The following is a 23,430-nucleotide window of genomic DNA, read 5'->3' as shown; positions in this document are numbered from 1 at the left end:
GTGACCACCCTATTCGCGCGAGGGCACGGTTCCCGCAGCGAGGAGGAGGCCAGGCGATGCGGCCGGTCTGTAGCGCGCGGTAGGTTCGGTCGAGTGAGCGCATTCAACGACATTCGTGACTACGTGGCCATCCCCCGGGTCCTCTCACTGCGGCTCTCGCCCGATGGCTCCAGGCTGATCTCGACCGTCCAGTCCCTGAACCCCGACGGCAAGTCGTACGGCACCGCCCTGTGGGCCGTGCCCGTCGACGCCGAGCCGTACCGGCTGACGCGCTCCGCGAAGGGTGAGTCGGCGGCCGTGTTCACCGCCGCCGGTGACGTGCTGTTCACCTCGGCGCGCCCCGACCCCACCGCCAAGGACTCCTCCGACGAGGTGCTCTCCCTGTGGTTGCTGCCGCGCGCCGGCGGTGAGGCCCGCCAGGTGGCGACCAGGCCCGGCGGCATCGGGGCCGTGCGCACCGCCGGTGACGTGGTGGTGTTCGTCTCGGATGTGCTCGACGGCGAGGAGGCGGCCGAGGCGGACAAGCGCAAGGCCCGCAAGGACGCCGGGATCAGCGCGATCCTGCACGAGGGTTACCCGGTGCGCTACTGGGACCACGACCTCGGGCCCGGCCGGCCCCGGCTGTTCGCCGCCCGCCTCGGCGACGACCGGCTGGAGGACGTGCGCGACCTGACGCCCGACGCGGGAGACGCGCTGCGCGAGGGCTCGTTCGAGCTGACACCCGACGGCTCCACCGTGATCGCCACGTGGCGTACGTACCTGCCGAAGGGCGAGTGGCGCACCGACCTGGTGCTCATCGACATGGCCACCGGCGAGCGGCGGGTGCTGCTCACCGACGAGGCCCACGACTTCGAGGGCCCGCTGGCCGTCTCGCCCGACGGGGCCAGGCTCGCCTGCGCCCGCGACCGCCGTACCGGCCTGGAGGTCTCCACGCGCAGCGAGCTGTGGATCGCCGACCTCGCCACCGGGGAGGGCGCCGCGTACGCGCCCGACCTGTTCCCGTCGGACGTCACGTGGGCGCCTGACTCCTCGTCCGTCTACCTCGCGGCCGACCACCAGGGCCGCCGCCCCGTCTTCCACGTGCCGCTGGACGGCGGCGAGGTGCGCAGGCTCACCGGCGACCACGGCGCCTACCTCGGCCTCGGCGCCTCTCCCGACGGCCGCTTCGTCTACGCCCTGCGCAGCGCCGTCGACCTGGCCCCCGGCCCGGCCCGCATCGACGTGGCCGACGGCGAGATCACCGACCTGCCCTCGCCCGCGCCGCGCCCGCAGGTGCCCGGCACGCTCACCGAGATCTCCGTCACCACCGACGACGGCGCCACCGTGCGCGGCTGGCTCGCCCTGCCGGAGGGCGCCTCGGCCGCCGACCCGGCGCCGTTCGTGCTGTTCATCCACGGCGGCCCGATCGGCTCGTGGAACGACTGGCAGTGGCGCTGGCAGTCGTGGATCCTGGCCCAGCACGGGTACGCCGTCCTGCTGCCCGATCCGTGCCTGTCCACCGGCTACGGCCAGGAGATGATCGACCGCGGCTGGGGAAACTGGGGCCCGCGCACCCAGGCCGATCTCGACGCGATCGTCGACGCGGCCCTGGCCAGGGACGACATCGACAGCGAGCGCATCGCCGCGATGGGCGGCTCGTTCGGCGGCTACATGGCCAACTGGTTCGCCGGCCACACCGACCGCTACAAGTGCATCGTCACCCACGCCTCGCTGTGGAACCTCGACCAGTTCGCCGGCACCACCGACGCCGCGATGTTCTGGCAGCGCGAGTTCGGCGCGCCAGGCTCGGAGCGGTACGCGCTGCTGTCCCCGCACCAGTCGCTCGACAAGATCACCACCCCGCTGCTCGTCATCCACGGCGACAAGGACTACCGCGTGCCGATCGGCGAGGCGCTGCGGTTGTGGTGGGACCTGCGGCGCACCGAGGTCGACGCGAAGTTCCTCTACTTCCCCGACGAGAACCACTGGATCCTCAAGCCCGGCAACATCGTCGCCTGGTACGAGACCGTTCTCGCCTTCCTCGGCCGGCACGTGCTCGGCCAGGAGTGGAAGCGCCCGGACTCGGTGGCCTGATGACGGATTTCCTGAGCCTGGCCGAGGACATCGCCCGTGAGGCGGGAGACATGCTGCTCGCCAAGCGGCCCACGATGTCCCGGGAGATCGAGACCAAGTCCAGCCCGACCGACGTCGTCACCGCGCTGGACAAGGCCTCGGAAGAGCTCATCCGCGAACGCGTCCTGGCCGCCCGCCCCGGCGACCGCATCCTCGGCGAGGAAGGGGGCGAGGAGCCCGGCGACTCCGATGTCCGCTGGGTCGTCGACCCCATCGACGGCACCGTCAACTTCCTGTACGGCCTGCCCGAATGGGCGGTGTCGATCGCCGTCGAGGTGAAGGGCGAGGTCGTCGCCGGAGTCGTCAACGTGCCGGCCCGCGGCGAGGTCTACACCGCGGCGCTCGGCCGGGGCGCCTGGCTCGGCGACACCCGGCTGCACTGCAACACCGGGGTGCCGCTCGACCGCGCGCTGGTCGCGACCGGGTTCGGCTACTCCGCGACCCGGCGCGCGGTGCAGGGCGAGGTGGTGGCGAAGGTGCTGACCCGCGTGCGCGACATCAGGCGCGGCGGCTCGTGCGCCATCGACCTGTGCTCGCTCGCGGCCGGCCGGGTGGACGCCTACTACGAGCGCGGCATCAACCCGTGGGACTACGCCGCGGCCGGCCTGGTCGCCACCGAGGCGGGGGCCCGGCTCGGCGGGTTGCACGGCAGGCCGGTCAGCCCGTCGTTCGCGGTGTGCGCCGCCCCCGGGTTGTTCGAGCAGCTGCACGACCTGCTGGCCTCGCTCGACCCCGAACGCGACGCCTGACCCGCGCAGACAGCGCAAACGGCCGGAGCCGAGGAGGGCTCCGGCCGTTTCTCGTGTGGTCAGCGGGGCAACGGAATACCGTGATCGTCGGCCAGCCGTCGCAGGTCCTCGATCTCGGCGGTGAGCGTGTCGGCGAGATAGTCGTCGCCGGTGCTACGGGCCTCTCGGAGGCCCTTGTAAGCCTGGTCGAGGCGGTGTTCGATCGTGGTCGTGAACTCGCCCATCTCACCTACTCTCTCCGGGTCGTTCCGTATGGGGGCGAAGTCATCCCCATTGCCGGATCATGCCCGGCCGATGGGTGTTCCGCAGGCATACCCCGGGTGCTCGCCCCCCGAAACATGAATTTCCGCGCCGTCTGCCTCACCGTCGCGTCACCCACCCGTGGACATGCCTTACCGTGCGCTTATCGGCGCTGTGGCCACAATGAGTCACCAGAATCGGAGAGAGGTGTTCCAGGCGTGCGCGTGCTGGTGGTGGAGGATGAGCGGGTGCTCGCCGACGCGATCGCGACGGGTCTGCGGCGTGAGGCCATGGCGGTCGACGTGGCGTACGACGGCGGGGGCGCCCTTGAGCGGACCTCGTACATCGACTACGACGTGATCGTGCTGGACCGCGACCTGCCGGTGGTGCACGGCGACGAGGTGTGCCGGCGGCTGGTGGAGCAGCGCTCCGCCTCTCGGATCCTCATGCTGACCGCCTCCGGCGACGTGGACGACAAGGTGGAGGGGCTCGGCCTGGGGGCCGACGACTACCTGGCCAAGCCGTTCGTGTTCATCGAGCTGGTCGCACGGATCCGGGCGCTCGGCCGCCGCTCCGCGCCCCCGCTGCCGCCCGTCCTGGAGCGGGCCGGGATCCGGCTCGACCCGGGCAAGCGGCTCGTGGAGCGCGACGGCAAGGAGATCGTGCTCACCAAGAAGGAGTTCGCGGTCCTGGAGGAGCTGATGCGCGCGGAAGGCGCCGTCGTCAGCCAGGAGGACCTGCTCGACAAGGCATGGGACGAGAACATCGACCCCTTCACCAACGTGGTGCGGGTGACGATGATGACGTTGCGGAAGAAGCTGGGCGAACCTCAGGTGATCGAGACGGTGCCCGGCGTGGGGTACAAGTTGTGAGTCAGTTGTGAGTCAGGGGCCAGAACGACAGGCCGGGCCGACCCATCCGATGATCAGCCCGCATTCGGCCAGGAAGGCGACCCGCGTGCAGGAACCGCCGCCGCCCAGCGGCCCGCCCGCCTGGGACGGTCCGCCCCCGCCGGGAAGGCTGCCGCAGCGCACGGCGATGGAACGGGTCAAGGAGCTGCCCGGGAAGGTCAGCATCCGGTGGCGGCTCACCGTGACCTACGGCGCGCTGGTGTTCGTGGCCGCGGGGGCGCTGATATTCGTCATGTACTTCGTCGTCGGCAACACGATCGGCACCGTCTGGCCCGATCTCGCGACGCGGGGCATCGATCCCATCGACGCGGCGATCATGCAGGCCCAATGGGCCGACGCCAAGCAGTTGACGGTCGTCAAGGCGCGTGACGTGCTCCTGCAGAACAGCTTTCTCGCGCTGCTCGGAGTCGGGATCCTGGCGCTCATCATCGGCTACATCGTGGCCGACCGCGCGATGCGGCCCGTGGCGCAGATGACCTCCGCGGCGCGCAAGCTCTCCGAGAGCACGCTCGCCCACCAGCGCATCGCCCTCGAAGGCCCCAACGACGAGCTGAAGGAGCTGGCCGACACCTTCGACGCCATGCTCACCCGGCTCAACGTCGCCTTCGACACCCAGCGCAGGTTCGTGGCCAACGCCTCCCACGAGCTGCGCACCCCCCTCACCATCAACCGGACGGTGCTGGAGATCGCGCTGTCCGATCCGCAGGCGTCGGAGGACCTCAAGGCGCTCGGCCGTACCCTGCTCGAGGTCAACGCGCGCAACGAGAAGCTCATCGAGGGTCTGCTGCTGCTCGCCAGGAGCGAACGCGAGCTCGCCGTGCGCAAGCCGCTCGACGTCCGCGAGGTCGCCCAGACGGCGGTGGAACAGGTGCTGCCCTTCGCCGAGGAACACGGCGTCACGCTGACCACCGATCTGGTCAGCGCGCCTACCATAGGCGATCCGGTGCTCTTGGAGCGCTCCGTCAGCAACCTCCTTGAGAACGCGGTGAAGTACAACATTCCCGAAAACGGAAAAGTCTGGATCCGTACGGGAATGGCGGACGGTGCCTTGGTTGTTCAGGTGGCCAACACGGGACAACACGTTCCGGCGTACGAGGTGAACAGCCTCTTCGAGCCGTTCAGGAGGCTCCATGCGGACCGCGTGGATTCGGCCAAGGGAGCGGGGCTGGGGTTGTCCATCGTCCGTGCGGTGGTGCAGGCACACGGTGGAAATGTGGCCGCGGTGCCACGTGACGGGGGAGGGCTTGTCGTGACCATGAGGCTGCCGAGCCGCTGACATGGATACCGCTGGTGCTTCGTCTGCGTGTTGATGTACGGGGGGCGTCTCGTTCTCGCCGCACATGTGGTTGGATGTGCCGTCGAACACGGTGGAGCATGACGCCAAGGCTGTGGGTTTCGCCATATTTGGCTAACCATTGCCATCGGCGGCACGCGCTGACGTGTTGGGAGGTTCGTTGTCCGTTCCCGCGGGGTACCGATGGGAAATCTCCGTGGCGGAACGGGCACAAGACGGGTCTCCCGGACGTTAGAAGACGCGCGACGAGCGCGACGACATATAGATGAGGGGGATGGAGTAAGCACAATGGCTACCGACTACGACAGCCCGCGCAAGACAGACGACGACCTGGGTGAGGACAGCCTGCAGGAGCTGCAGGCGCGGCGCACCGACAAGTCGTCCGGCAGCATCGACATCGACGAGACCGACCTGGCCGAGTCGCTGGAGCTGCCCGGTGCGGATCTGTCGAACGAAGAGCTCTCCCTGCGGGTGATCCCCCGTCAGGCCGACGAGTTCACCTGCGCGCGCTGCTTCCTGGTGCATCACCGGAGCCAGCTGGCCTCCGAGAAGAACGGTCAGCAGGTCTGCCGGGAGTGCGCCGCCTGACGATGGGGCGAAGGAGCTCGGGGCCGCAAAGCCCTGAGCGATCGCGACCACAGGACGGAGGCATCGCGTGGCGGAACCAGGCAAAGACCACCAGACGGGCAATGAGATCGCCGACCCCGATCGCGAGGTCGGCGAGCTCGTAGGCAGGCTTGCCGAGCCCGGCGAGCTCGAGCCGGCCGAGCGGCGCAGGCTGCTCGGCCGACTAGCCCAGACGCTGTCCGAGGGCGCGAAGAGGGCCCGGCAGAACGGCGCCGGACGCGGACGCTGGCTGGCCGACGTCTTCCTCAACATCGCGCCGCGCATCCCCATCAGAGACTTGCACACGCTCTCCGAGCACCACCACGGGCTCACCGGCGAGCAACTCGCCGACGACCTGGTGCGCACCGCCCAGAGAGGCACGATGACCGTCGGCGCCCTCGGCGGAGCGCTGGCCGCGGCCGAGTTCGCGGCGCCACCCCTCCTGCTCTCCGCCCCCGCCCAGCTCGTCGCCGAGACCATCGTCGTCGCCGCCATCGAGGTCAAGCTCCTGGCCGAGCTGCACGAGGTCTACGGTGTCCGCGTCGACGGCACCGGCACCCAGCGCGCGATCGTCTTCGCCTCCGCCTGGGCCAAGCAGCGCGGCATCGACCCGCTCGCTCCCGCGTCCGTCTCCCTCGCCCTCGGCGCCGCCACCAAGACCGCCGTGCGCAACCGCCTGATGCGGACGCTGGGCCGCCACCTGACCACGTTCGGCCCGTTCCTCACCGGCGCCGTCGCGGGCGGCGCGCTCAACCGCATGGCCACCAAGAAACTGGCGCAGGCGGTCCGCGACGACCTGCGCGTCAAGCTGCCGCCGGCGGCGAGCCGCCCCGAGGTCGAGCCCGGTTAGACCCGCAGCCCGCCGAAGGCCATCTTCAGCAGCGCGTCGGCCAGGTCGTCGGCCGAGGCCCCGCGCGCCGGCTGGTACCACTCGCTGATCGAGGTGACGGCGCCGAACAGCAGCCGCGTCACCAGCGCCGGATCCACGTCAGGCCGGATGCCGCCCTCCGCGGCCGCCTCGGTGACCAGGCGGCCGATGAACCGGTCGAACTCCCGCCGCCGCTCCAGCGCCGCCTGCTCGGTGCCGCTGTTGCCGCGCACCCGCAGCAGCAGCGTGACGTACGGCAGCCGGTCGACGAGGATGCGCACGCTCTGCCGGACCACCCACTCCAGGCGTTCGATGGCCGAGCCCGTGGCCGCGCGCTCGTCGGCCATCAGCTCGAACAGCCCGTCCAGCGCCCGGTCGAGGGCCCGCGCGAGCAGCTGCTCCTTGCCCGGCACGTGGTAGTAGATCGCCGACTTGGTCACGCCGAGCGCCCTGGCCAGGTCCTCCATGCTCGTCCCGTCGTAGCCGCGCTCGTTGAAGACGCCCACGGCGATGGAGAGCACCGACTCCGGGTCGTGCCCCCGCTTGCGGTGACGGGTGGGGGTTGGGGTGGCCATGTCGTCAATTATCCCGCTTGTCGATGACTCGTTTGAGCTTGCCCACCGACCGCTCCAGCGTCTCCGGGTCCACCACCTCGACCTCGACGCTCACACCGACGTTCTCCTTGACCGTCCGGCGCAGCGCCTCGCCCGCCGCGATCCGGTCGCCGCGGAAGCCGGGGCGCGCCTCCACGCGTACCGTCATCACGTCGAGCCGCCCCGGGCGCGTCAGATGGAGCTGGAAGTGCGGCGACAGCCCCTCCGTGCGCAGCACCAGCTCCTCGACCTGCGTCGGGAACACGTTCACGCCGCGCAGGATGATCACGTCGTCGGTACGCCCGGTCACCCGCGCCATGCGCCGGAACGCCGGCCGGGCGGTGCCGGGCAGCAGCCTGGTCAGGTCGCGCGTGCGGTAGCGGATGACCGGCATCGCCTCCTTGGTGAGGCTCGTCAGCACCAGTTCCCCTCCGTCCGCGGGCTCCCCGGTGAACGGGTCGACGGTCTCCGGGTAGAAGTGGTCCTCCCAGACGTGCAGGCCGTCCTTGGTCTCGACGCACTCGCTCGCCACGCCGGGGCCCATCACCTCCGACAGGCCGTAGATGTCGACGGCGTGCAGGTCGAAGCTCTCCTCGATCTCCGCGCGCATCTCCTCCGTCCACGGCTCGGCCCCGAAGATCCCGATGCGCGGGGACGACTCCCGAGGGTCGAGCCCCTGCGCGGCGAACTCCTCCAGCAGGGCCAGCAGGTACGACGGCGTCATCATCACGATGTCGGGCCGCAGGTCGGCGATGAGGCGCACCTGCCGGGGCGTCATGCCGCCCGAGACCGGCACCACCGTGCAGCCCAGCCGCTCGGCCCCGTAGTGCGCGCCGAGCCCCCCGGTGAACAGCCCGTAGCCGTAGGCCACGTGCACGATGTCGCCGGGCCGCCCGCCGGAGGCGCGGATCGAGCGGGCCACCAGGTCCGCCCAGACGTCGATGTCCCGCTTCGTGTAGCCGACCACGGTGGGGGTGCCGGTGGTGCCGCTGGAGGCGTGGATGCGCATCACCCGCTCCCGCGGCACGGCGAACATCCCGTACGGGTAGCAGCCGCGTAAGTCCTCCTTCGTGGTGAACGGGAACGACGCCAGGTCGCCGAGCGACCGGCAGTCCGACGGGTGCACGCCCGCCTCGTCGAACGTGCGCCGGTAGAGCGGCACGTTGGCGTAGGCGTGCGCGAGCGTGCGCTGGAGGCGTTCGAGCTGCAGCGCCGTGAGCTCGTCGCGGGACACGCGCTCGACCGGGTCGAGCTCCTGCGGCGCGGGGGGATCGCCGAGTCTCATCTCCACCCTCGTCCCGGTTCCCTGCGACCGCGAGATGCGACGCGCGCTCCGCGGCGCAGGTCTCCCTTGTCTACTGACCGAATGTTCGGTAAACACTTCAACGTCCGGACGATCCCTGTCAAGAGGGTGAAGATGATGTTCGAGCAGCACCGCGAGACCCTGGAGAAGGCGCTGGCGGCCATCGCCGAGCGCGGCCACTGGAGCGCCTTCCCCGAGTCGCCGAGCCCGCGCGTCTACGGCGAGGGGGCCGCCGAGCGGGGCAGGGAGGCGTTCGAGGCGCTGCTCGGCAGGCGGTTCCCGCTCGACCAGCCGGGCGCGGGCGCGTGGATCGGGGCCGAGCGCTCGCCGTACGGGATGGACCTGGGCGTCACCTATCCCGAGCCGGCGGTGGAGGAGCTGGTCGCGGCGGCGCGGGCGGCGATGCCGGCCTGGCGCGACGCCGGGCCGCGGGCCCGCGCGCTCACCTGCGTCGAGATCGTCCAGCGGATCAACCGGCGCAGCTTCGAGCTGGCCGACGCGGTGCGGCACACGACCGGGCAGGCGTTCGTCATGGCCTTCCAGGCCGGTGGGCCGCACGCGCAGGACCGCGCCCTGGAGGCCGTCGCGTACGGCTACGCCGCCATGACCGCCTCGGCCGACGCCGCCCGCTGGGAGAAACCGGCCAAGGGCGAGCCGCTGGTCATGGACAAACGCTTCACGGTGGTGCCGCGCGGGGTCGCGCTGGTGGTCGGCTGCAACACGTTCCCGACCTGGAACGCCTACCCGGGACTGTTCGCCTCCCTGGTCACCGGCAACCCGGTGATCGTCAAACCGCACCCGCGGGCCGTGCTGCCGCTCGCCATCACCGTCCAGGTCGCCCGCGAGACGCTGGCGGAGGCCGGATTCGACCCCTCGCTCGTGTCGCTGGCCGCCGAGGAGGGGCAGGGCCTGGCCACCGCGCTCGCCACCCATCCCGCCGTCCGCGTCGTCGACTTCACCGGCTCCACCGAGTACGGCGAGTGGCTGGAGCACCACGCCCGCCAGGCCCTGGTGCACACCGAGAAGGCCGGGGTGAACACGGTCGTCATCGACTCCACCGACTCCTGGCGGGGCATGCTCGGCAATCTGGCGTTCTCGCTGTCGCTCTACAGCGGCCAGATGTGCACCGCGCCACAGAACGTCCTCGTCCCCGCCGGCGGCATCGAGACCGACGAGGGGCACAAGAGCTTCGACGAGGTGGCCTCCGGGCTCGCCGCCGCGGTCGGCCGGCTGCTCGGCGACGACGCCCGCGCGGTCGAGCTGACCGGCGCCCTGGTCAATCCCGGCGTGCTCGCCCGGGTGGAGGGCGCGCCGTCGCTGGGCGAGGTGGTGCTGGAGTCGCGGGCGGTCAAGCACCCGGAGTTCCCGGACGCGGTGATCCGGACACCGGTGATTGTGCGGGTGGATCAAGAAAAATCCGATATTTACGGACGCGAGCATTTCGGGCCGATCTCGTTCCTCATCCCCACCGGATCGACCCAGGAGAGCCTCGACGTGCTCCGCCGCACGATCACCGCCCGCGGCGCGCTCACCGCCTCCGTCTACTCCACCTCCGCCGGCGTGCTCGACGAGGCCGAACGCGCCGCGCTCGACGCGGGCGTCAACCTGTCGTGCAACCTCACCGGCGGCGTCTACGTCAACCAGTCGGCCGCGTTCAGCGACTACCACGGCACGGGCGCGAACCCCGCCGCCACGGCCTCGCTCACCGACCCCGGCTACGTCGCGGGCCGTTTCCACGTGGTGCAGTCCCGGCGACCGGCCTGAGGAGGAGGCGCTCATGAAGGTAGCGGTCATCGGCGGTGGCCGCATGGGCTCCGGGATCGCGCAGGTCTTCCTCGTCAGGGGCGACCATGTCACCGTCCAGGAGCCGCTCGCGGAGCAGGCGCGGCGGCGCATCGCCGACGGGCTGGCCGTCGCCGCGTCCAAGGGCCTGGCCGACCCTGACGAGGCCCTGGCCAGGCTCACCATGGACGCCGTGCCCGCCGACGCCGAGCTGGTGGTCGAAGCGGTGCCCGAGGACGCCGCGCTCAAGATCCGCATCCTGGCCGAGGCCGAGGCGCGCCTTTCCCGTGACGCCCTGCTGGCCAGCAACACCAGCTCGCTGTCCATCGCCGAGCTGGCCGCCGCGCTCGACCGCCCGGAACGCCTCATCGGGCTGCACTTCTTCAACCCGGTGCCCGTCCAGCGCCTGGTGGAGATCGTCGTCACCGCCGCCACGCCGCCCGACGTGCTGGAACGGGCGCGGCGGGTCGTGGCCGGCCTCGGCAAGACGGGCGTCGTGGTCAACGACTCGCCCGGGTTCACCACCAGCCGGCTCGGCGTGCTGCTCGGCCTGGAGGCGATCCGCATGGTGGAGGAGGGCGTGGCCTCCGCCGAGGACATCGACACGGCCATGACCCTCGGCTACGGCCACCCGATGGGCCCGCTCAGGCTCGGCGACCTGGTCGGGCTCGACGTCCGGCTGGCCATCGCCGAATACCTGCACGCCAAGCTCGGGCCCCGGTTCGAGCCGCCCGGGCTGCTGCGCGAGAAGGTGGCCGCCGGCGAGCTGGGGCGCAAGAGCGGCAAGGGATTCTACGCATGGTGAGCACGTTCTGATCATCGGGCAGAGAGGAGGAGCGATGGCCAAGCCGTTCGCCTCGTCGGCGGATCTCAGCGAGAAGCGGCAGTCCCTGGAGGTGCTCGCCGACGGCGTCTACGCGCTCACGGCCGAGGGCGACCCCAACGTGGGCGCGATCGAGGGCGAGGACTTCCTCGTCTGCTTCGAGGCGCTCGCCACACCGGTGGCCGCGCGGGCGTGGCTGGCCAGGCTGCGCGAGCACACCGGCAAGCCGGTCCGGTATCTGGTGCTGTCGCACTACCACGCGGTCAGGGTGCTCGGCGCCTCGGCGTTCGGCGCCGACGTGATCGTGGCGCACGAGAAGACCCGCGAGCTGATCGCCGAGCGCGGCGAGCAGGACTGGGCCAGCGAGTACGCCCGCATGCCACGCCTGTTCAAGGAGCCCGGGTCGATCCCCGGGCTGACGTGGCCGACGGCGACGTTCAGCGACCGGTTCACCATCGACCTGGGCGGCGGCCGCGGCGACCTGGTGCTGCAGTACTGCGGCCGCGGCCACACCGAGGGCGACCTGGTCGCCTGGCTGCCGGAGCGGCGCGTCCTGTTCGCCGGTGACCTGGTCGAGTCGCAGGCCGCCCTCTACACCGGCGACGCCTTCCACCGCGACTGGGCCTCCGCGACGCTCGACCGGGTGGCGTCGTTCGGGGCCGAGACGCTGGTCGGCGGCAGGGGAGCGGTGGCCAGGGGGAAGGACGGCGTGGCGGCGGCCATCGGGCAGACGCGCGACTTCCTGACGGTGATGCTGCGCGAGGCCGGCGCGGCCGATTCGCTGAAGGAGGCGTTCGCACGCACGCACCGGGCCCTGGCGCCCCGTTACGGCTCCTGGCCGATCTTCGAGCACTGCCTGCCGTTCAACGTCTCCCGCCTCTGGGACGAGCTGCACGGGATCGAACGTCCGCGCGTGTGGACGGCCGAACGCGACCGCCAGGTCTGGAACGAGCTGCAGTCATGAGGCGCGAGACCGACGCCCAGGTCATCGTGATCGGGGCCGGGCCCGTTGGGCAGAGCGCCGCGCTGCTGCTGGCCCGGTGGGGGATCCAGGTGCTGGTGCTGGACCAGCGGCCGGCCCGCGGCCGGAGCGGGTCGAAGTCGATCTGCCAGCAGCGCGACGTGCTCGACATCTGGGCCGCCGCGGGCGCGGGCAAGATCGCCGAGGAGGGCCTGGCGTGGACCACCGCCCGCACCTACTACCGCGACCGCGAGCTGTCGTCCTGGTCGTTCGAGGACGACGGCACACTGCCGGCGTGCGTGAACATCTCGCAGAGCCGTACGGAACAGATCCTCGACGAGATCATCGCCGGACAGCCGCTCATCGAGGTCCGCTGGGACCACGAGGTGACCGGGCTGACACAGGACTCCTCCGGGGTCAGCGTGCGCTGCGGCCAGCGGGTGTTGCGGGCGCCGTACGTGCTGGCCTGCGCGGGGGCGCGGGCGCAGGGGGTGCGCTCGGCGGCCGGGGTGGCCTTCGCGGGGGAGTCGTTCGACGACCAGTTCCTCATCTGCGACATCAAGGCGGAGCTGCCCGGCTGGGAGGACGAGCGGCGCTTCTACTTCGATCCGGTGTGGAACCCGGGTCGGCAGGTGCTCATCCATCCGTGTCCGGGGGGCACGTACCGGATCGACTGGCAGATCGCGCCCGACTTCATCCCGACAAAGGATGACATCGCGCGGAAGGTCCGGCAGATCATCGGAGACCGGCCGTACGAGCTGCTCTGGCACAGCACCTACCGCTTCCACGCGCGCCTGGCCTCGCGGATGCGCTCCGGGCGGGTGCTGCTGGCGGGCGACTGCGCCCACCTGCTGGCGCCGTTCGGGGCGCGGGGCCTCAACTCCGGCGTGGCCGACGCCGAGAACGCGGCCTGGAAGCTGGCGTTCGTGCTCAACGGCTGGGCGGGGGAGGGGCTGCTGGAGTCGTACCACGCCGAGCGGCACGCGGCGGCGCGCGAGAACATCGAGGTCACCGCGGCCACCATGCGCTTCCTGGTGCCGCGCACCGTCGAGGAGCGGATGCGCCGGCGGGCCGTGCTGGAGGGCGGCCGGATCGCCGAGGTCGACTCCGGCCGCTTCGCCGAACCGTTCTGGTACGTCGACTCGCCGCTGACCACGCCCGAGCCGTCACGCCCGTTCCGCGGCCGGCCGCCCAAGGGCGCGTCGTGCGAGCCCGCGCCGGGCGTGATCCTCCCTGACGTGGCGCTTCCCGGGGGCAGATTGCGCGAGTCGTGCCGGGACGGATTCCTCGTTCTCCTGGGCGATATGTGCGATTCGAGTTTGTTTGTGCAGGTCTTGGGCAAGGTCATTACGGCGCCGCTCGCCGTTCGCGGGCTCGCGGAGATAGATGGGACTGGCTCGCTCGCTGGGAGGCTCGGCGCCGGTCCGGATGAGGCATGGCTCATCAGGCCCGACTCCCACGTCGCCGCGATCCTCCCCCATGCGGGGCCTGAGTCGGTGGCGGCCGCTGTGAGCCGTGCTCTCGGCGGCTCTCCTGACACATGACCCCATAGGAGGACTGCGTGACTGGCCGTAGCTCGTTTCTGATCGTCGCCAACCGGTTGCCGGTGGACAGGACGATCGAACCCGACGGAACGGCCTCGTGGCGCAGGAGTCCTGGCGGGCTCGTCACGGCGATAGCTCCCGTGATGCAGCGCCGCCACGGAGCCTGGGCCGGCTGGCACGGAGCACCCGACGAGAAGCTGCAGCCGTTCGAGCAGGACGGGATGAACCTCATCTCCATCCCGTTGTCGGCTCGCGAGGTTGAGCTCTACTACGAGGGTTTCTCGAACGCCACCCTGTGGCCGCTCTACCACGACGTGGTGGCGACGCCGGTGTTCGACAGGGCAATGTGGGAGACCTACCGGAGCGTCAACATGCGCTTCGCCGAGGCCGCCGCGGACGCGGCCGAGCAGGGCGCGGTGGTGTGGGTCCAGGACTACCAGCTGCAGCTCGTGCCCGCGATGCTGCGCAGGATCCGGCCCGACCTGCGCATCGGTTTCTTCCTGCACATCCCGTTCCCGCCCACCGAGCTGTTCTGGCGGCTGCCGTGGCGCAAGGAACTCGTCGAAGGGCTGCTCGGCGCCGACCTGGTGGGCTTCCAGCTGCCCGGTGGCGCCTCCAACTTCCGCCGGCTGTGCCGGCGGCTGCTCGGCCTGCCGTACAAGGGGAACGAGATCTTCCTGGACGACCGGGTGGTCACCACGCAGGCGTTCCCCATCTCCGTCGACTTCGCGCACCTCGACTCCCTCGTCCGCGAGCCGCACATCGTGAGCCGGGCCAAGGAGATCAGGATGGACCTGGGCGACCCCGAGCACGTGCTGCTCGGCGTCGACCGGCTCGACTACACCAAGGGGATCGGTCAGCGGCTGGAGGCGTTCGGCGAGCTGCTGAAGGACGGCCGGTTGCAGCCCAACGAGGCGGTGTTCGTGCAGATCGCCACCCCGAGCCGGGAGCGGGTGGACGAGTACCGCAGGCTGCGTGACGACATCGAGCTGCAGGTGGGGCGGATCAACGGCGAGCACGCCCAGCTCGGCTACCAGCCGGTGCAGTACTTCCACCAGTCGTACGGCCAGGAGGAGCTCGCGGCGCTCTATCTCGCCGCCGACGTGATGATCGTGACCCCGCTGCGCGACGGGATGAACCTGGTGGCCAAGGAGTACATCTCCTGCCACCACGACCTGCAGGGCGCGCTGGTGCTCAGTGAGTTCGCCGGGGCGGCCGACGAGCTGCGGCAGGCCTATCTGGTCAATCCGTACGACGTGGAGGACGTCAAGCGGCAGATGCTGGCGGCGATGCGGGCCACGCCGCACGAGCTGGCCCGGCGGATGCGCACCATGCGCCGCCGGGTCGCCACCTACGACGTGGACCGCTGGGCGAACGAGTTTCTCAACGCCCTGGAGTCACCTGCTTCACAGCCTTCCACGCGTCGTAGCGCTTCTTGGCGGTCCGGTTGACCACGATCTGCGCCACGGACATGCCGACCCCCATGAGCACGGCGTAGCCGATCGCCTCGCCCATGCTCACCTCGGGCGAGTCGGTGTCGATGGGCGGCTCCTTGCCGGTCGCCTTCACCCAGGCGAACCCCAGGATCTTCCTCGCCGCCCAGGCGGTCACCACGCCGACGAGCCCGCCGATGACCCGCCAGGCGACATCGGGCTTGTCCTCCGCCATGACGATCTCCTTCCCCTTCGTAAGGAACACTAGTCTGCACCGCCGGGCGGGCGGCGAAGCCGTACCATAAGGAGGCATGACTCAACAGCGCCTACGCCGTCCATCCATGCCCCAAAAGCCCTCGCTCGATGGCTTGGAGCAGGTATGGGTAGGTCGCTGGGAAGACGAAGGCGTCTACCGCTTCGACCGCTCCGCGCCGCGCGAGCGGGTCTACGCCATCGACACGCCCCCGCCCACGGTGTCCGGCTCGCTCCACGTCGGTCACGTCTTCTCCTACACCCACACCGACATCATGGCCCGCTACCAGCGGATGATCGGCAAGTCGGTCTTCTACCCCCTCGGCTGGGACGACAACGGCCTGCCCACGGAGCGCCGGGTGCAGAACGTCTACGGCGTCCGCTGCGATCCGTCGCTGCCCTACGACCCCGATTTCGTTCCACCGGAGAAGCCGGGCAAACGTGAGATCCCGATCTCCCGGCGCAACTTCGTGGAGCTGTGCCACCAGTTGACCGCGATCGACGAGCAGGCGTTCGAGGACATGTGGCGGCGGATCGGGCTGTCGGTCGACTGGTCGCTGCTCTACACCACGATCAGCGACGAGTCGCGGGCGGTGTCGCAGCGGGCGTTCCTGCGCAACCTGCTGCGCGGTGAGGCCTACCTCGCCGAGGCGCCGACGCTGTGGGACGTCACCTTCCGCACCGCCGTGGCCCAGGCCGAGCTGGAGGACCGCGAGTGGCCCGGCGCGTTCCACAAGATCTCCTTCTACGGCGAGAAGGGGACGGTCTGGATCGAGACGACCAGGCCCGAGCTGATCCCGGCCTGCGTGGCGCTGGTCGCCCACCCCGACGACGAGCGCTACAAGGGCCTGTTCGGCACGTCGGTGCTGACGCCGCTGTTCGGCGTCGAGGTGCCGGTGCTCGCCCACCGCCTGGCCGAGCCCGACAAGGGCACCGGCATCGCGATGATCTGCACGTTCGGCGACGTCACCGACGTCACCTGGTGGCGGGAGCTCGACCTGCCGACCCGGCCGGTCATCGGCTGGGACGGCCGGCTGCTGCCCGAGCCGCCGCAGGGCGTGGAGGAGGAGCCGTACAAAGAGCTGGCCGGGAAGACCGTGCACAGCGCCCGCGAGCGCATCGTGGAGCTGCTGCGCGAGTCCGGCGACCTCGACGGCGAGCCGCGGCCGGTCTCGCGGCCGGTGAAGTTCTACGAGAAGGGCGACAGGCCGCTCGAGATCGTCACCACCCGGCAGTGGTACATCCGCAACGGCGGGCGTGACGAGGAGCTGCGGCGCCGGCTGCTCGATCGGGGCGCCGAGCTGGCCTGGCACCCGCCGCACATGCGGGTGCGCTACGACAACTGGGTCGAGGGCCTGGCCGGCGACTGGCTGATCTCGCGCCAGCGCTTCTTCGGGGTGCCGTTCCCGGTGTGGTATCCGATCGACGAGTCGGGGCAGCCCGTGCACGACGCGCCGATCCTGCCGACCGAGGACATGCTGCCGGTCGACCCGTCCTCCGACGTGCCGCCCGGCTACACCGAGGAGCAGCGGGGCGTGCCCGGCGGCTTCATGGCCGACCCCGACGTCATGGACACCTGGGCCACCTCGTCGCTGACCCCGCAGATCGCCGGCCGCTGGGGCACCGACGACGACCTGTTCGGGCGCGTCTTCCCGGCCCACCTGAGGCCGCAGTCCCACGAGATCATCCGCACCTGGCTGTTCTCGACCGTGGTGCGCTCCCACTACGAGTTCGGCACGCTGCCGTGGAGCGACGTGGCGATCTCGGGCTGGATCCTCGACCCCGACCGCAAGAAGATGTCGAAGTCGAAGGGCAACGTCGTCACCCCGGTCGACCTGCTGGAGCAGCACGGCTCCGACGCCGTGCGCTACTGGGCGGCGGGCGGCCGCTACGGCGTCGACACCGCCTTCGACGCGGGCCAGCTCAAGGTCGGGCGGCGGCTGGCCATCAAGATCCTCAACGCGTCCAAGTTCGTGCTCAGCCTGGCCGAGAGCGACGGCGAGGTCACCGAGCCGCTCGACCTGTCCATGCTGGCCGCGCTGTCCGACGCCGTACGCGAGGCAGGCGAGGCGCTGGCGGCCTACGACCACACCAGGGCGCTGGAGGCCGTCGAGCGCTTCTTCTGGGCGTTCTGCGACGACTACCTGGAGCTGGTCAAGGCGCGCGCGTACGAGGCGGAGGGGGCCTCGGCGTCGGCGCACGCGGCGCTGCGGCAGGCGCTCGACGTGCTGCTGCGGCTGTTCGCGCCGTTCCTGCCGTTCGTGACCGAGGAGGTGTGGTCGTGGTGGCGTGAGGGGTCGGTCCACCGCGCCGCCTGGCCCGAGCCCGAGCGCGGCACGGGCGACCCGGCGGTGCTGGCCGTCGCCTCCGAGGTGCTCAGGCAGGTGCGCAAGGCGAAGTCCGAGGCCAAGCAGTCGATGCGGGCCGAGGTCTCCCGGCTCACCGTCTGGACGACCGACGTCGGGCTCGTCCGCAAGGCGCAGGATGACGTGTGCGCGGCCGGCAACGTCGAGGAGTTCGTGCTCGACCGCGGCGAGGACTTGAAGGTCGAGGTCGAGCTGGGCTGACCGGGCGTCTCAGCTTTCTCGGGTGACGTCGTGGTGCAGGGCGACGAAGAGCGAATAGGCCTCTCCGTCGCCCTGCGACCGGTAGCGGAAGTCGTCGAGCAGCTCCTGCAGCCGCCGGAACAGCTCGGCATGGCCCTCGGCGGTGAGCCTCAGCCCCAGCCGCATGTACTCCCCGCGCTCGAGGCCGGCCAGCCGCACCTCCTGCAGGAAGGCGTCGACCATGGCCGCGCCGCCGCCCGTCACGCCGCTGTCGCGGACGTTGACCTCCCACGACTTGCCGGTGGCGCGGTAGGGGATCTCGGTGGAGCCGCGCGGCCCGGGACGGCTCGGCTCGGCGGCCAGGAAGCCGGTGTCGACCAGTTTGCGCACGTGGTGCAGCGTGGTGGCCGGGTTGGCGTCGAGCCGGCCGGCGATCTCCTTGTTGGTGAGCGCCTGGTCGAGGCAGAGCCGCAGGATGCGCAGGCGTACGGAGGAGGCCAGGGCGCGGGCCTCGGCTTCGGTCGCGGGGCGGCGGCTTTCCATGAACCGCCACCCTATAACCGGTTGATTAATCCCAATCGGTAGTGGAAGGTATGGGCGTGAATGTCTTACGCGACCATGACTTCCGCCGCCTGTTCCTCGCCGACACCGCCAGCCAGGTCGGCACCCAGGTCCTCATGCTGGCTCTGCCCCTGGTCGCGGTGATGGCGCTGAACGCCTCGCCGTTCGAGGTCGGGCTGCTCGCCGCGTGCCAGACGCTGGCGTTCGTGCTGATCGGGCTGCCCGCGGGCGCGATCGTGGACAGGATGCGCAAACGCGTCGTCATGGTCGTCGCCGACTGGGCGCGGGCGGCGGCCCTCGTGTCCGTGCCGCTGGCGTGGTGGCTGGACGTGCTCACGGTCTACCAGCTGTACGCCGTGGCGCTCGTGCTCGGGGTGTTCACCGTCTTCTTCGACGTGGCGTACCAGAGCTACCTGCCGCATCTGGTCGGGCGGGAGCGGCTCGTGGAGGGCAACTCCGCGCTGGAGATCGTGCGCACGGTGGCGCAGCTCGGCGGGCCGGGCGCGGGCGGCTACCTGATCCAGCTCCTCACGGCGCCGTTCGCGCTGGCCGCCACCGTGGCCGGGTTCGCCTGGTCGGCGCTGTGCCTGGGGACGATCCGCAAACGCGAGCCGCGCCAGGAGGCGCACGGCCGCCACCTCGGCAGGGAGATCGCCGAAGGGCTCAGGTTCGTCTTCGGGCACCGGCTGCTGCGCCGCATCGCGGGCTGCACCGCCACCGCGAACCTCTTCACCGCGATGGCCCAGCCGATGGTCCTGCTCCTGCTGGCCAGGGAGCTCGGGCTGGCCGCGGGCGCCATCGGGCTGCTCACGGCCGCGGGCGGCGTCGGCGGCCTGGCCGGCGCGCTGGTCAACGCCAGGATCGCCCGGTGGCTCGGGCAGGGCCCGACGATGTGGCTGGCCATCGTGGTGCCCGCGCCGCTGATGTTCGTCCTGCCGTGGCTGGAGGCCGACTGGCGGCTGGTGCTGTTCGTGCTGGCGGAGTTCTGCCTGGGCGCGGGAGTGGTGATCTACAACGTCACCCAGCTCAGCTTCCGCCAGGCGATCACCCCCGAGTCGCTGCTCGGCCGGATGAACGCCACCATGCGGTTCGTCGTCTGGGGCACGATGCCGCTCGGCGGCGTGATCGGCGGCGTGCTGGGCGAGGTGATCGGGGTCAGGAACACGCTGCTGGTCGCCGCGGTCGGTGGCTGCGTGGCGTTCCTGTGGGTGTTCGCCTCGCCCCTGCGGACGATGCGCGAGCTGCCGGTCACCGAGGTCTCTCAGTAATCGCAGACCCCCGTGGGGAAGATCTCCTTCAGCCTGGCGCGCTCCTCGCGGGTGGGCTGCCAGGAGCCGTACAGGCCCTTGGCGATGGCGCGCTCGACCGGCTGCAGGCGGCAGGCGTACACGCCGCCCTCGATGGGCCCGCCGGCCACGATGCGGGAGGTCGAGTAGAGCGGGAAGTGGCGGGTGCAGGCGCCGGGGGCGCGCTCGTCGAGGATGCCGCTCCAGACGTGGAGGCCGGCGGCGATCTCGGTGCCGTCGGTGGCGAAGCAGCGGTCGACGGCCTGCGGGGGCTTGTTGCCCACAACGCCGCGTTTTGGATATTTCCGGATGTTGGCCATCCAGGCGTCGATCACCCGCAGCGCCTCGGGCGTCTGGTCGAACTCCTCCCCGGCGGGACGGGCGTCGGTGAACCAGATGACCTGGTTGCCCGCCTGCCCGTCGTGGTCGAGCATGCGCCGGCGCGTCGCGAACGACTGGTGCGCGTTGTGCATGTCGAGCTGCTCCTCCAGATAGTGGCGCCAGTCGATGACCGGGATGTCGATGTCGCCGCGGAACACCAGGCCGCTGCGCTGCACATTCCTGATCGCGACCGGGTCGGGCGCGCGCCTCGGCGCAGGGTCGCCCAGGTCGGCGTTGCGGGCGCTCCACGGGTCGAAGTCCGCCGGGCACGCCGTCCGGACGAACGGGCAGCCCTCCGGCACCATGTCGGCCGGGGCCTTCCAGGAGCCCACCTTGGCGTTGACGTCGAGGAACTCCGCCGGCGTGATCACGCCCTCCCGCAGCGCCTTCAGGCCGTACTGGACGCCCACGTTGCCCCACGTCGAGCGGGCGTAGCCGTTCTCGTCCTCGCCGTAGACCTTGCGCAGGTCGTCCCAGTGCGTCCACTCGACGGTGTCCTTGACGCCCGGCGGGTCCATGCGCTCCCACTCCGGGTCGTCGTTGGACGTCCAGAGCGGGTTCATGGTCAGCGGGGTCAGGCCGCGCCAGCCGTTCACGCACTCGTCGGAGCCCTGTTCGCCGGTGTAGGGATTGGGCACGGTGTCGCTGGCGTTCATGCCGATCAGCGCCGTACGGTCCTCCCAGCGGGCCCAGCGCGGGTTGTGGTCCATGTAGCGCTCGAGCAGCTCGCAGTCGCCCACATGGATGGTCTGGGTGACCATGTCGGGATACGAGTACTGCGGGATGGCGGCGTCGATCACCCTGTTCCCGTGGTTCTGGCCGTAGATGTACTGCTGGATGCCGCCGCCCGAGCCGCCCAGGCCGACCGTGTAGAGCGGCACGCCGTACCGTTCGACGAAGCGCTCCTTGACCATGAGCGCGGTCTCCCCGCCCAGGATCAGGTTGTAGTGGGTGGAGGTGCGGGTGCCCGACGAGTGCAGGATCGCGTAGCCCTTGCCCAGCCCGTACGGGTCCAGGGCGCCGCCGCCGAGCGTGCCCTGGTCGTGGCCGATGGCCACGCCGCCGTCGAACCGGTAGATCGCCCTGCCGTTCCAGCCGTCCTCGACCATGGCGATCGAGTAGAGGAAGCGGTTGACGACGCCCCGCTCGCGCCGTACCACGAAGTCGACCGTACGGCCGTCCAGCAGCGTGGTCGTGGACATGTCGGCGGGACGCCGCGAGGGCATGGGCTTGAACGTGCCGTCCGTCGAGCGGTAGAGGCGGTCGGTCACCGTGGGGGCGAAGCAGTTCCTGCTCCAGCCGCCCTCCACGCGCATGCCCTGCCCGTCCTGGTTGTCCGCGACGGGCGCGCCGAGGCCGCCACGCTCGGTCTTGCACACGAACGGCTGCTGGTGCGCGCCCGAGAAGATCGGGCCCTCGATCGGGTGGTTGCGCACCCTGAGACTCTTCCGGTACGGCCCGGCCACCGCCGTGATCGTGTTGTCGCCGACGTCCAGGCCGGTCACCAGGCCCTGGAGGCCGTCGTTCGTCCGGTGGAAGGCCGAGGTGACGTCCTCGCCGTTGCGCAACACCTTCACCCGGTGGCCCCGGGGCCACCGGATCTCGATCAGCGCGTCGCCGCCGCTGACCTGGTCGGGACGGCTGGAGAGCACCTCGACCGCCAGGTCGGCGCGGGAGGCGTACGCGGGGGCGGGGGCGACGACGAGCGACGCCAGCACGACGAGGACTGCTGCTGCGGCCTTCATGACCTTGACGGTGACATGGGTTCCCCCTGTTGCACAGACCCGATCTTCCGGATGTGAACCACCACGCCCACCGCGCCCATCACGCGAGCCACCAGCAGCGCGCTGGTCGAGCCTGCTTCTTGCCGGGGCGCGCGTACGCGTACCGAGGGAGTACGACCGTGATCGAGGCCACGGCCTGGATCCCGAGGAGCACCGGTGATCGCGCACCGCGTCGCAGCGCGGAGCCTGAGCACGTTCACGGCTGCTGAGCTGTGGGTGAGGGTCCCAGCTCGACGCTGTGAGATGAGCCGTCGATTATCCGCGCGCATCCTGGGCGCGGACGTGCCAGTCTTGAACACGTGCTGACCGACCGCCCCACCAAGCTCGTGCCGCCTGTGCTGGCCAAGATGGCCGCGTGGAGCGGGTGCCTGATCCTGCTCGGCGTGGTCGTCAACTACTTCGTCCAGGTGGTCGCCCGGCTCGCGTTCGTGGTGCTGCCCGTGGCGATCGCGCTGCTGCTCACCGCCCTGCTGTTCCCCCTGACGAGGAGCCTGCGCAACGCGGGCATGCGCCCGATCTACGCGACCTGGCTCACCATGCTGGTGGCTCTCGCCGTGCTCACCGGCACCGGCTGGCTCGTCGGCGCCCGGGCCAGCGAGGAGTTCCCCAACCTGGTCAGCCAGGTCCAGGAGACCGCCAGGTCCGTGCAGGAGTGGCTGATCACCGGCCCGCTGCATCTGCAGGAAGCGCAGATCACCGGCTACGTCGACGAGATCGTCGCCTTGGTCAACGCCCAGCGCACGGCCATCACCGGCACCGTCCTGTCCGCCGGGGCGGTGGCCGTCGAGGTGCTGGCGTCCATCGTGCTGCTGCTGTTCGTCACGTTCTTCCTGCTCAAGGACGGCGACCGGATCTGGTCGTGGTTCCTGAAGGCGTTCGGCGGGGTGGCGCCGCGCGTCGACCGGGCGGGCCGGGCCGCGTGGACCACGCTCTCCCACTACGTCCAGGGCACGGTCGCGGTGGCCGCCGTGCACGGCCTGGTCATGGGCATCGTGCTGGCCGGGATGGGGGTGCCGCTGTGGGCGCCGCTGGCCGTGCTCATCTTCTTCGCCAGCTTCATCCCCATCGTCGGCATCTTCTTCGCCGGCACGGTCGCGACCCTGGTCACGCTGGGCGCCAAGGGCTTCGTCTACGCGCTGATCTTCCTGGCCATCCTGGTCGTGGAGCAGCAGCTGGAGAACCACGTGCTCCAGCCGCTGATCGTCGGCCGGGCGCTCCACTTCCACCCGCTGGCGATCATCCTCGTGCTGGCCGTCGGCGGCATCCTGGCCGGCATCGCGGGCGCGGCCGTGGCCGTCCCGGTGGCGGCGGTTCTTTATCGGGCGCTCCAGGAGTTCCGTCACAAACCTCCTGAGCTGCCTCCAGGTCGCGACGAGCCCCCGGCCGGCACCACCCACCCAC

General features: G+C 70.8%; 20 protein-coding genes. 14 read left to right on the top strand and 6 right to left on the bottom strand.

Annotated elements, in window-relative coordinates; genetic code table 11:
- The first annotated feature begins 93 nt into the window (after window positions 1-93).
- Entirely contained in the window at window positions 94-2,073 is a 1,980-nt protein-coding gene (locus E1286_RS26615; RefSeq protein WP_132616592.1) for a S9 family peptidase, read from the top strand.
- The gene (locus E1286_RS26610) at window positions 2,073-2,861 is read left to right on the top strand and encodes an inositol monophosphatase family protein (protein ID WP_132616590.1); all 789 of its coding nucleotides are present in this window, start codon (window positions 2,073-2,075) and stop codon (window positions 2,859-2,861) included. Before E1286_RS26615 ends, E1286_RS26610 begins: the two co-directional genes overlap by 1 nt.
- A gap of 59 nt (window positions 2,862-2,920) precedes the next feature.
- Here the strand turns inward: E1286_RS26610 and E1286_RS48120 are convergent, their stop codons facing one another.
- A complete protein-coding gene (locus tag E1286_RS48120; RefSeq protein WP_165969927.1) occupies window positions 2,921-3,085 on the bottom strand; it encodes a hypothetical protein in 165 nt (54 codons plus the stop codon).
- 234 nt (window positions 3,086-3,319) lie between these two features.
- On the opposite strand from E1286_RS48120, the gene E1286_RS26605 reads away from it, so the two are divergent.
- The 4 genes from E1286_RS26605 to E1286_RS26590 all read left to right on the top strand — a co-directional run bounded on the left by E1286_RS26605 (window position 3,320) and on the right by E1286_RS26590 (window position 6,762).
- Window positions 3,320-3,973 carry a response regulator transcription factor gene (locus E1286_RS26605; protein ID WP_132616588.1) on the top strand — a complete coding sequence of 218 codons (654 nt, stop codon included), beginning with the start codon at window positions 3,320-3,322 and terminating at the stop codon, window positions 3,971-3,973.
- A 49-nt stretch (window positions 3,974-4,022) separates the two neighbouring features.
- Window positions 4,023-5,288 (top strand): sensor histidine kinase, encoded by a 1,266-nt coding sequence (locus E1286_RS26600; RefSeq protein WP_132616586.1) that lies wholly within the window; start codon window positions 4,023-4,025, stop codon window positions 5,286-5,288.
- A gap of 306 nt (window positions 5,289-5,594) precedes the next feature.
- Window positions 5,595-5,894, top strand: coding sequence for a DUF4193 domain-containing protein (locus E1286_RS26595; protein WP_049570503.1), 300 nt, complete (start codon window positions 5,595-5,597; stop codon window positions 5,892-5,894).
- Between the two features lie 67 nt (window positions 5,895-5,961).
- Entirely contained in the window at window positions 5,962-6,762 is an 801-nt protein-coding gene (locus E1286_RS26590) for a hypothetical protein (protein WP_246075179.1), read from the top strand.
- Here E1286_RS26590 and E1286_RS26585 read toward each other — a convergent pair.
- Both E1286_RS26585 and paaK read right to left on the bottom strand, forming a co-directional pair.
- Window positions 6,759-7,355, bottom strand: a complete 597-nt coding sequence (locus tag E1286_RS26585; protein ID WP_132616584.1) for a TetR/AcrR family transcriptional regulator — start codon at window positions 7,353-7,355, stop codon at window positions 6,759-6,761. The two genes, E1286_RS26590 and E1286_RS26585, sit on opposite strands and share 4 nt — an antisense overlap.
- A gap of 4 nt (window positions 7,356-7,359) precedes the next feature.
- Complete coding sequence (gene paaK, locus E1286_RS26580; protein ID WP_132616582.1) at window positions 7,360-8,658, bottom strand: phenylacetate--CoA ligase PaaK; 1,299 nt, start codon at window positions 8,656-8,658, stop codon at window positions 7,360-7,362.
- Window positions 8,659-8,793: 135 nt separating this feature from the next.
- Here paaK and paaN point away from each other — a divergent pair, with 135 nt between their 5' ends.
- Genes paaN through E1286_RS26555 form a run of 5 tightly spaced genes read left to right on the top strand, consistent with a single transcriptional unit; the run spans window position 8,794 to window position 15,237 of the window.
- Window positions 8,794-10,440, top strand: a complete 1,647-nt coding sequence (gene paaN, locus E1286_RS26575; protein ID WP_132616580.1) for a phenylacetic acid degradation protein PaaN — start codon at window positions 8,794-8,796, stop codon at window positions 10,438-10,440.
- A 13-nt stretch (window positions 10,441-10,453) separates the two neighbouring features.
- Window positions 10,454-11,263 carry a 3-hydroxyacyl-CoA dehydrogenase family protein gene (locus E1286_RS26570; RefSeq protein ID WP_132616578.1) on the top strand — a complete coding sequence of 270 codons (810 nt, stop codon included), beginning with the start codon at window positions 10,454-10,456 and terminating at the stop codon, window positions 11,261-11,263.
- A 34-nt stretch (window positions 11,264-11,297) separates the two neighbouring features.
- Window positions 11,298-12,245 (top strand): MBL fold metallo-hydrolase, encoded by a 948-nt coding sequence (locus E1286_RS26565; RefSeq protein WP_132616576.1) that lies wholly within the window; start codon window positions 11,298-11,300, stop codon window positions 12,243-12,245.
- Window positions 12,242-13,786, top strand: a complete 1,545-nt coding sequence (locus E1286_RS26560) for an FAD-dependent monooxygenase (RefSeq protein WP_132616574.1) — start codon at window positions 12,242-12,244, stop codon at window positions 13,784-13,786. The genes E1286_RS26565 and E1286_RS26560 overlap by 4 nt, the downstream gene beginning before the upstream one ends.
- 17 nt (window positions 13,787-13,803) lie before the next feature.
- A complete protein-coding gene (locus tag E1286_RS26555) occupies window positions 13,804-15,237 on the top strand; it encodes an alpha,alpha-trehalose-phosphate synthase (UDP-forming) (protein ID WP_132616572.1) in 1,434 nt (477 codons plus the stop codon).
- Here E1286_RS26555 and E1286_RS26550 read toward each other — a convergent pair.
- Complete coding sequence (locus E1286_RS26550) at window positions 15,170-15,454, bottom strand: DUF4235 domain-containing protein (RefSeq protein ID WP_132616570.1); 285 nt, start codon at window positions 15,452-15,454, stop codon at window positions 15,170-15,172. The genes E1286_RS26555 and E1286_RS26550 overlap by 68 nt on opposite strands.
- 106 nt (window positions 15,455-15,560) lie before the next feature.
- Here E1286_RS26550 and valS point away from each other — a divergent pair, with 106 nt between their 5' ends.
- Window positions 15,561-18,038, top strand: a complete 2,478-nt coding sequence (gene valS / locus E1286_RS26545) for a valine--tRNA ligase (RefSeq protein ID WP_132616568.1) — start codon at window positions 15,561-15,563, stop codon at window positions 18,036-18,038.
- Between the two features lie 9 nt (window positions 18,039-18,047).
- Here the strand turns inward: valS and E1286_RS26540 are convergent, their stop codons facing one another.
- Window positions 18,048-18,560, bottom strand: coding sequence for an ArsR/SmtB family transcription factor (locus E1286_RS26540; protein WP_132616566.1), 513 nt, complete (start codon window positions 18,558-18,560; stop codon window positions 18,048-18,050).
- A gap of 56 nt (window positions 18,561-18,616) precedes the next feature.
- Between E1286_RS26540 and E1286_RS26535 the strand changes: the two genes are divergently transcribed.
- Window positions 18,617-19,846: an MFS transporter gene (locus E1286_RS26535; RefSeq protein WP_246075178.1), complete on the top strand. Its 1,230-nt coding sequence runs from the start codon at window positions 18,617-18,619 to the stop codon at window positions 19,844-19,846.
- Here the strand turns inward: E1286_RS26535 and E1286_RS26530 are convergent.
- The gene (locus E1286_RS26530; RefSeq protein ID WP_132616562.1) at window positions 19,840-21,990 is read right to left on the bottom strand and encodes a DUF6351 family protein; all 2,151 of its coding nucleotides are present in this window, start codon (window positions 21,988-21,990) and stop codon (window positions 19,840-19,842) included. The genes E1286_RS26535 and E1286_RS26530 overlap by 7 nt on opposite strands.
- 338 nt (window positions 21,991-22,328) lie before the next feature.
- Here E1286_RS26530 and E1286_RS26525 point away from each other — a divergent pair.
- Window positions 22,329-23,430 (top strand): AI-2E family transporter (locus E1286_RS26525; RefSeq protein ID WP_132616560.1); only part of this gene is annotated, 1,102 nt, incomplete at its 3' end.

Source organism: Nonomuraea terrae (assembly GCF_004348995.1).
Lineage (GTDB): Bacteria > Actinomycetota > Actinomycetes > Streptosporangiales > Streptosporangiaceae > Nonomuraea > Nonomuraea terrae.
This window is presented reverse-complemented; position numbering and strand designations above follow the sequence as displayed.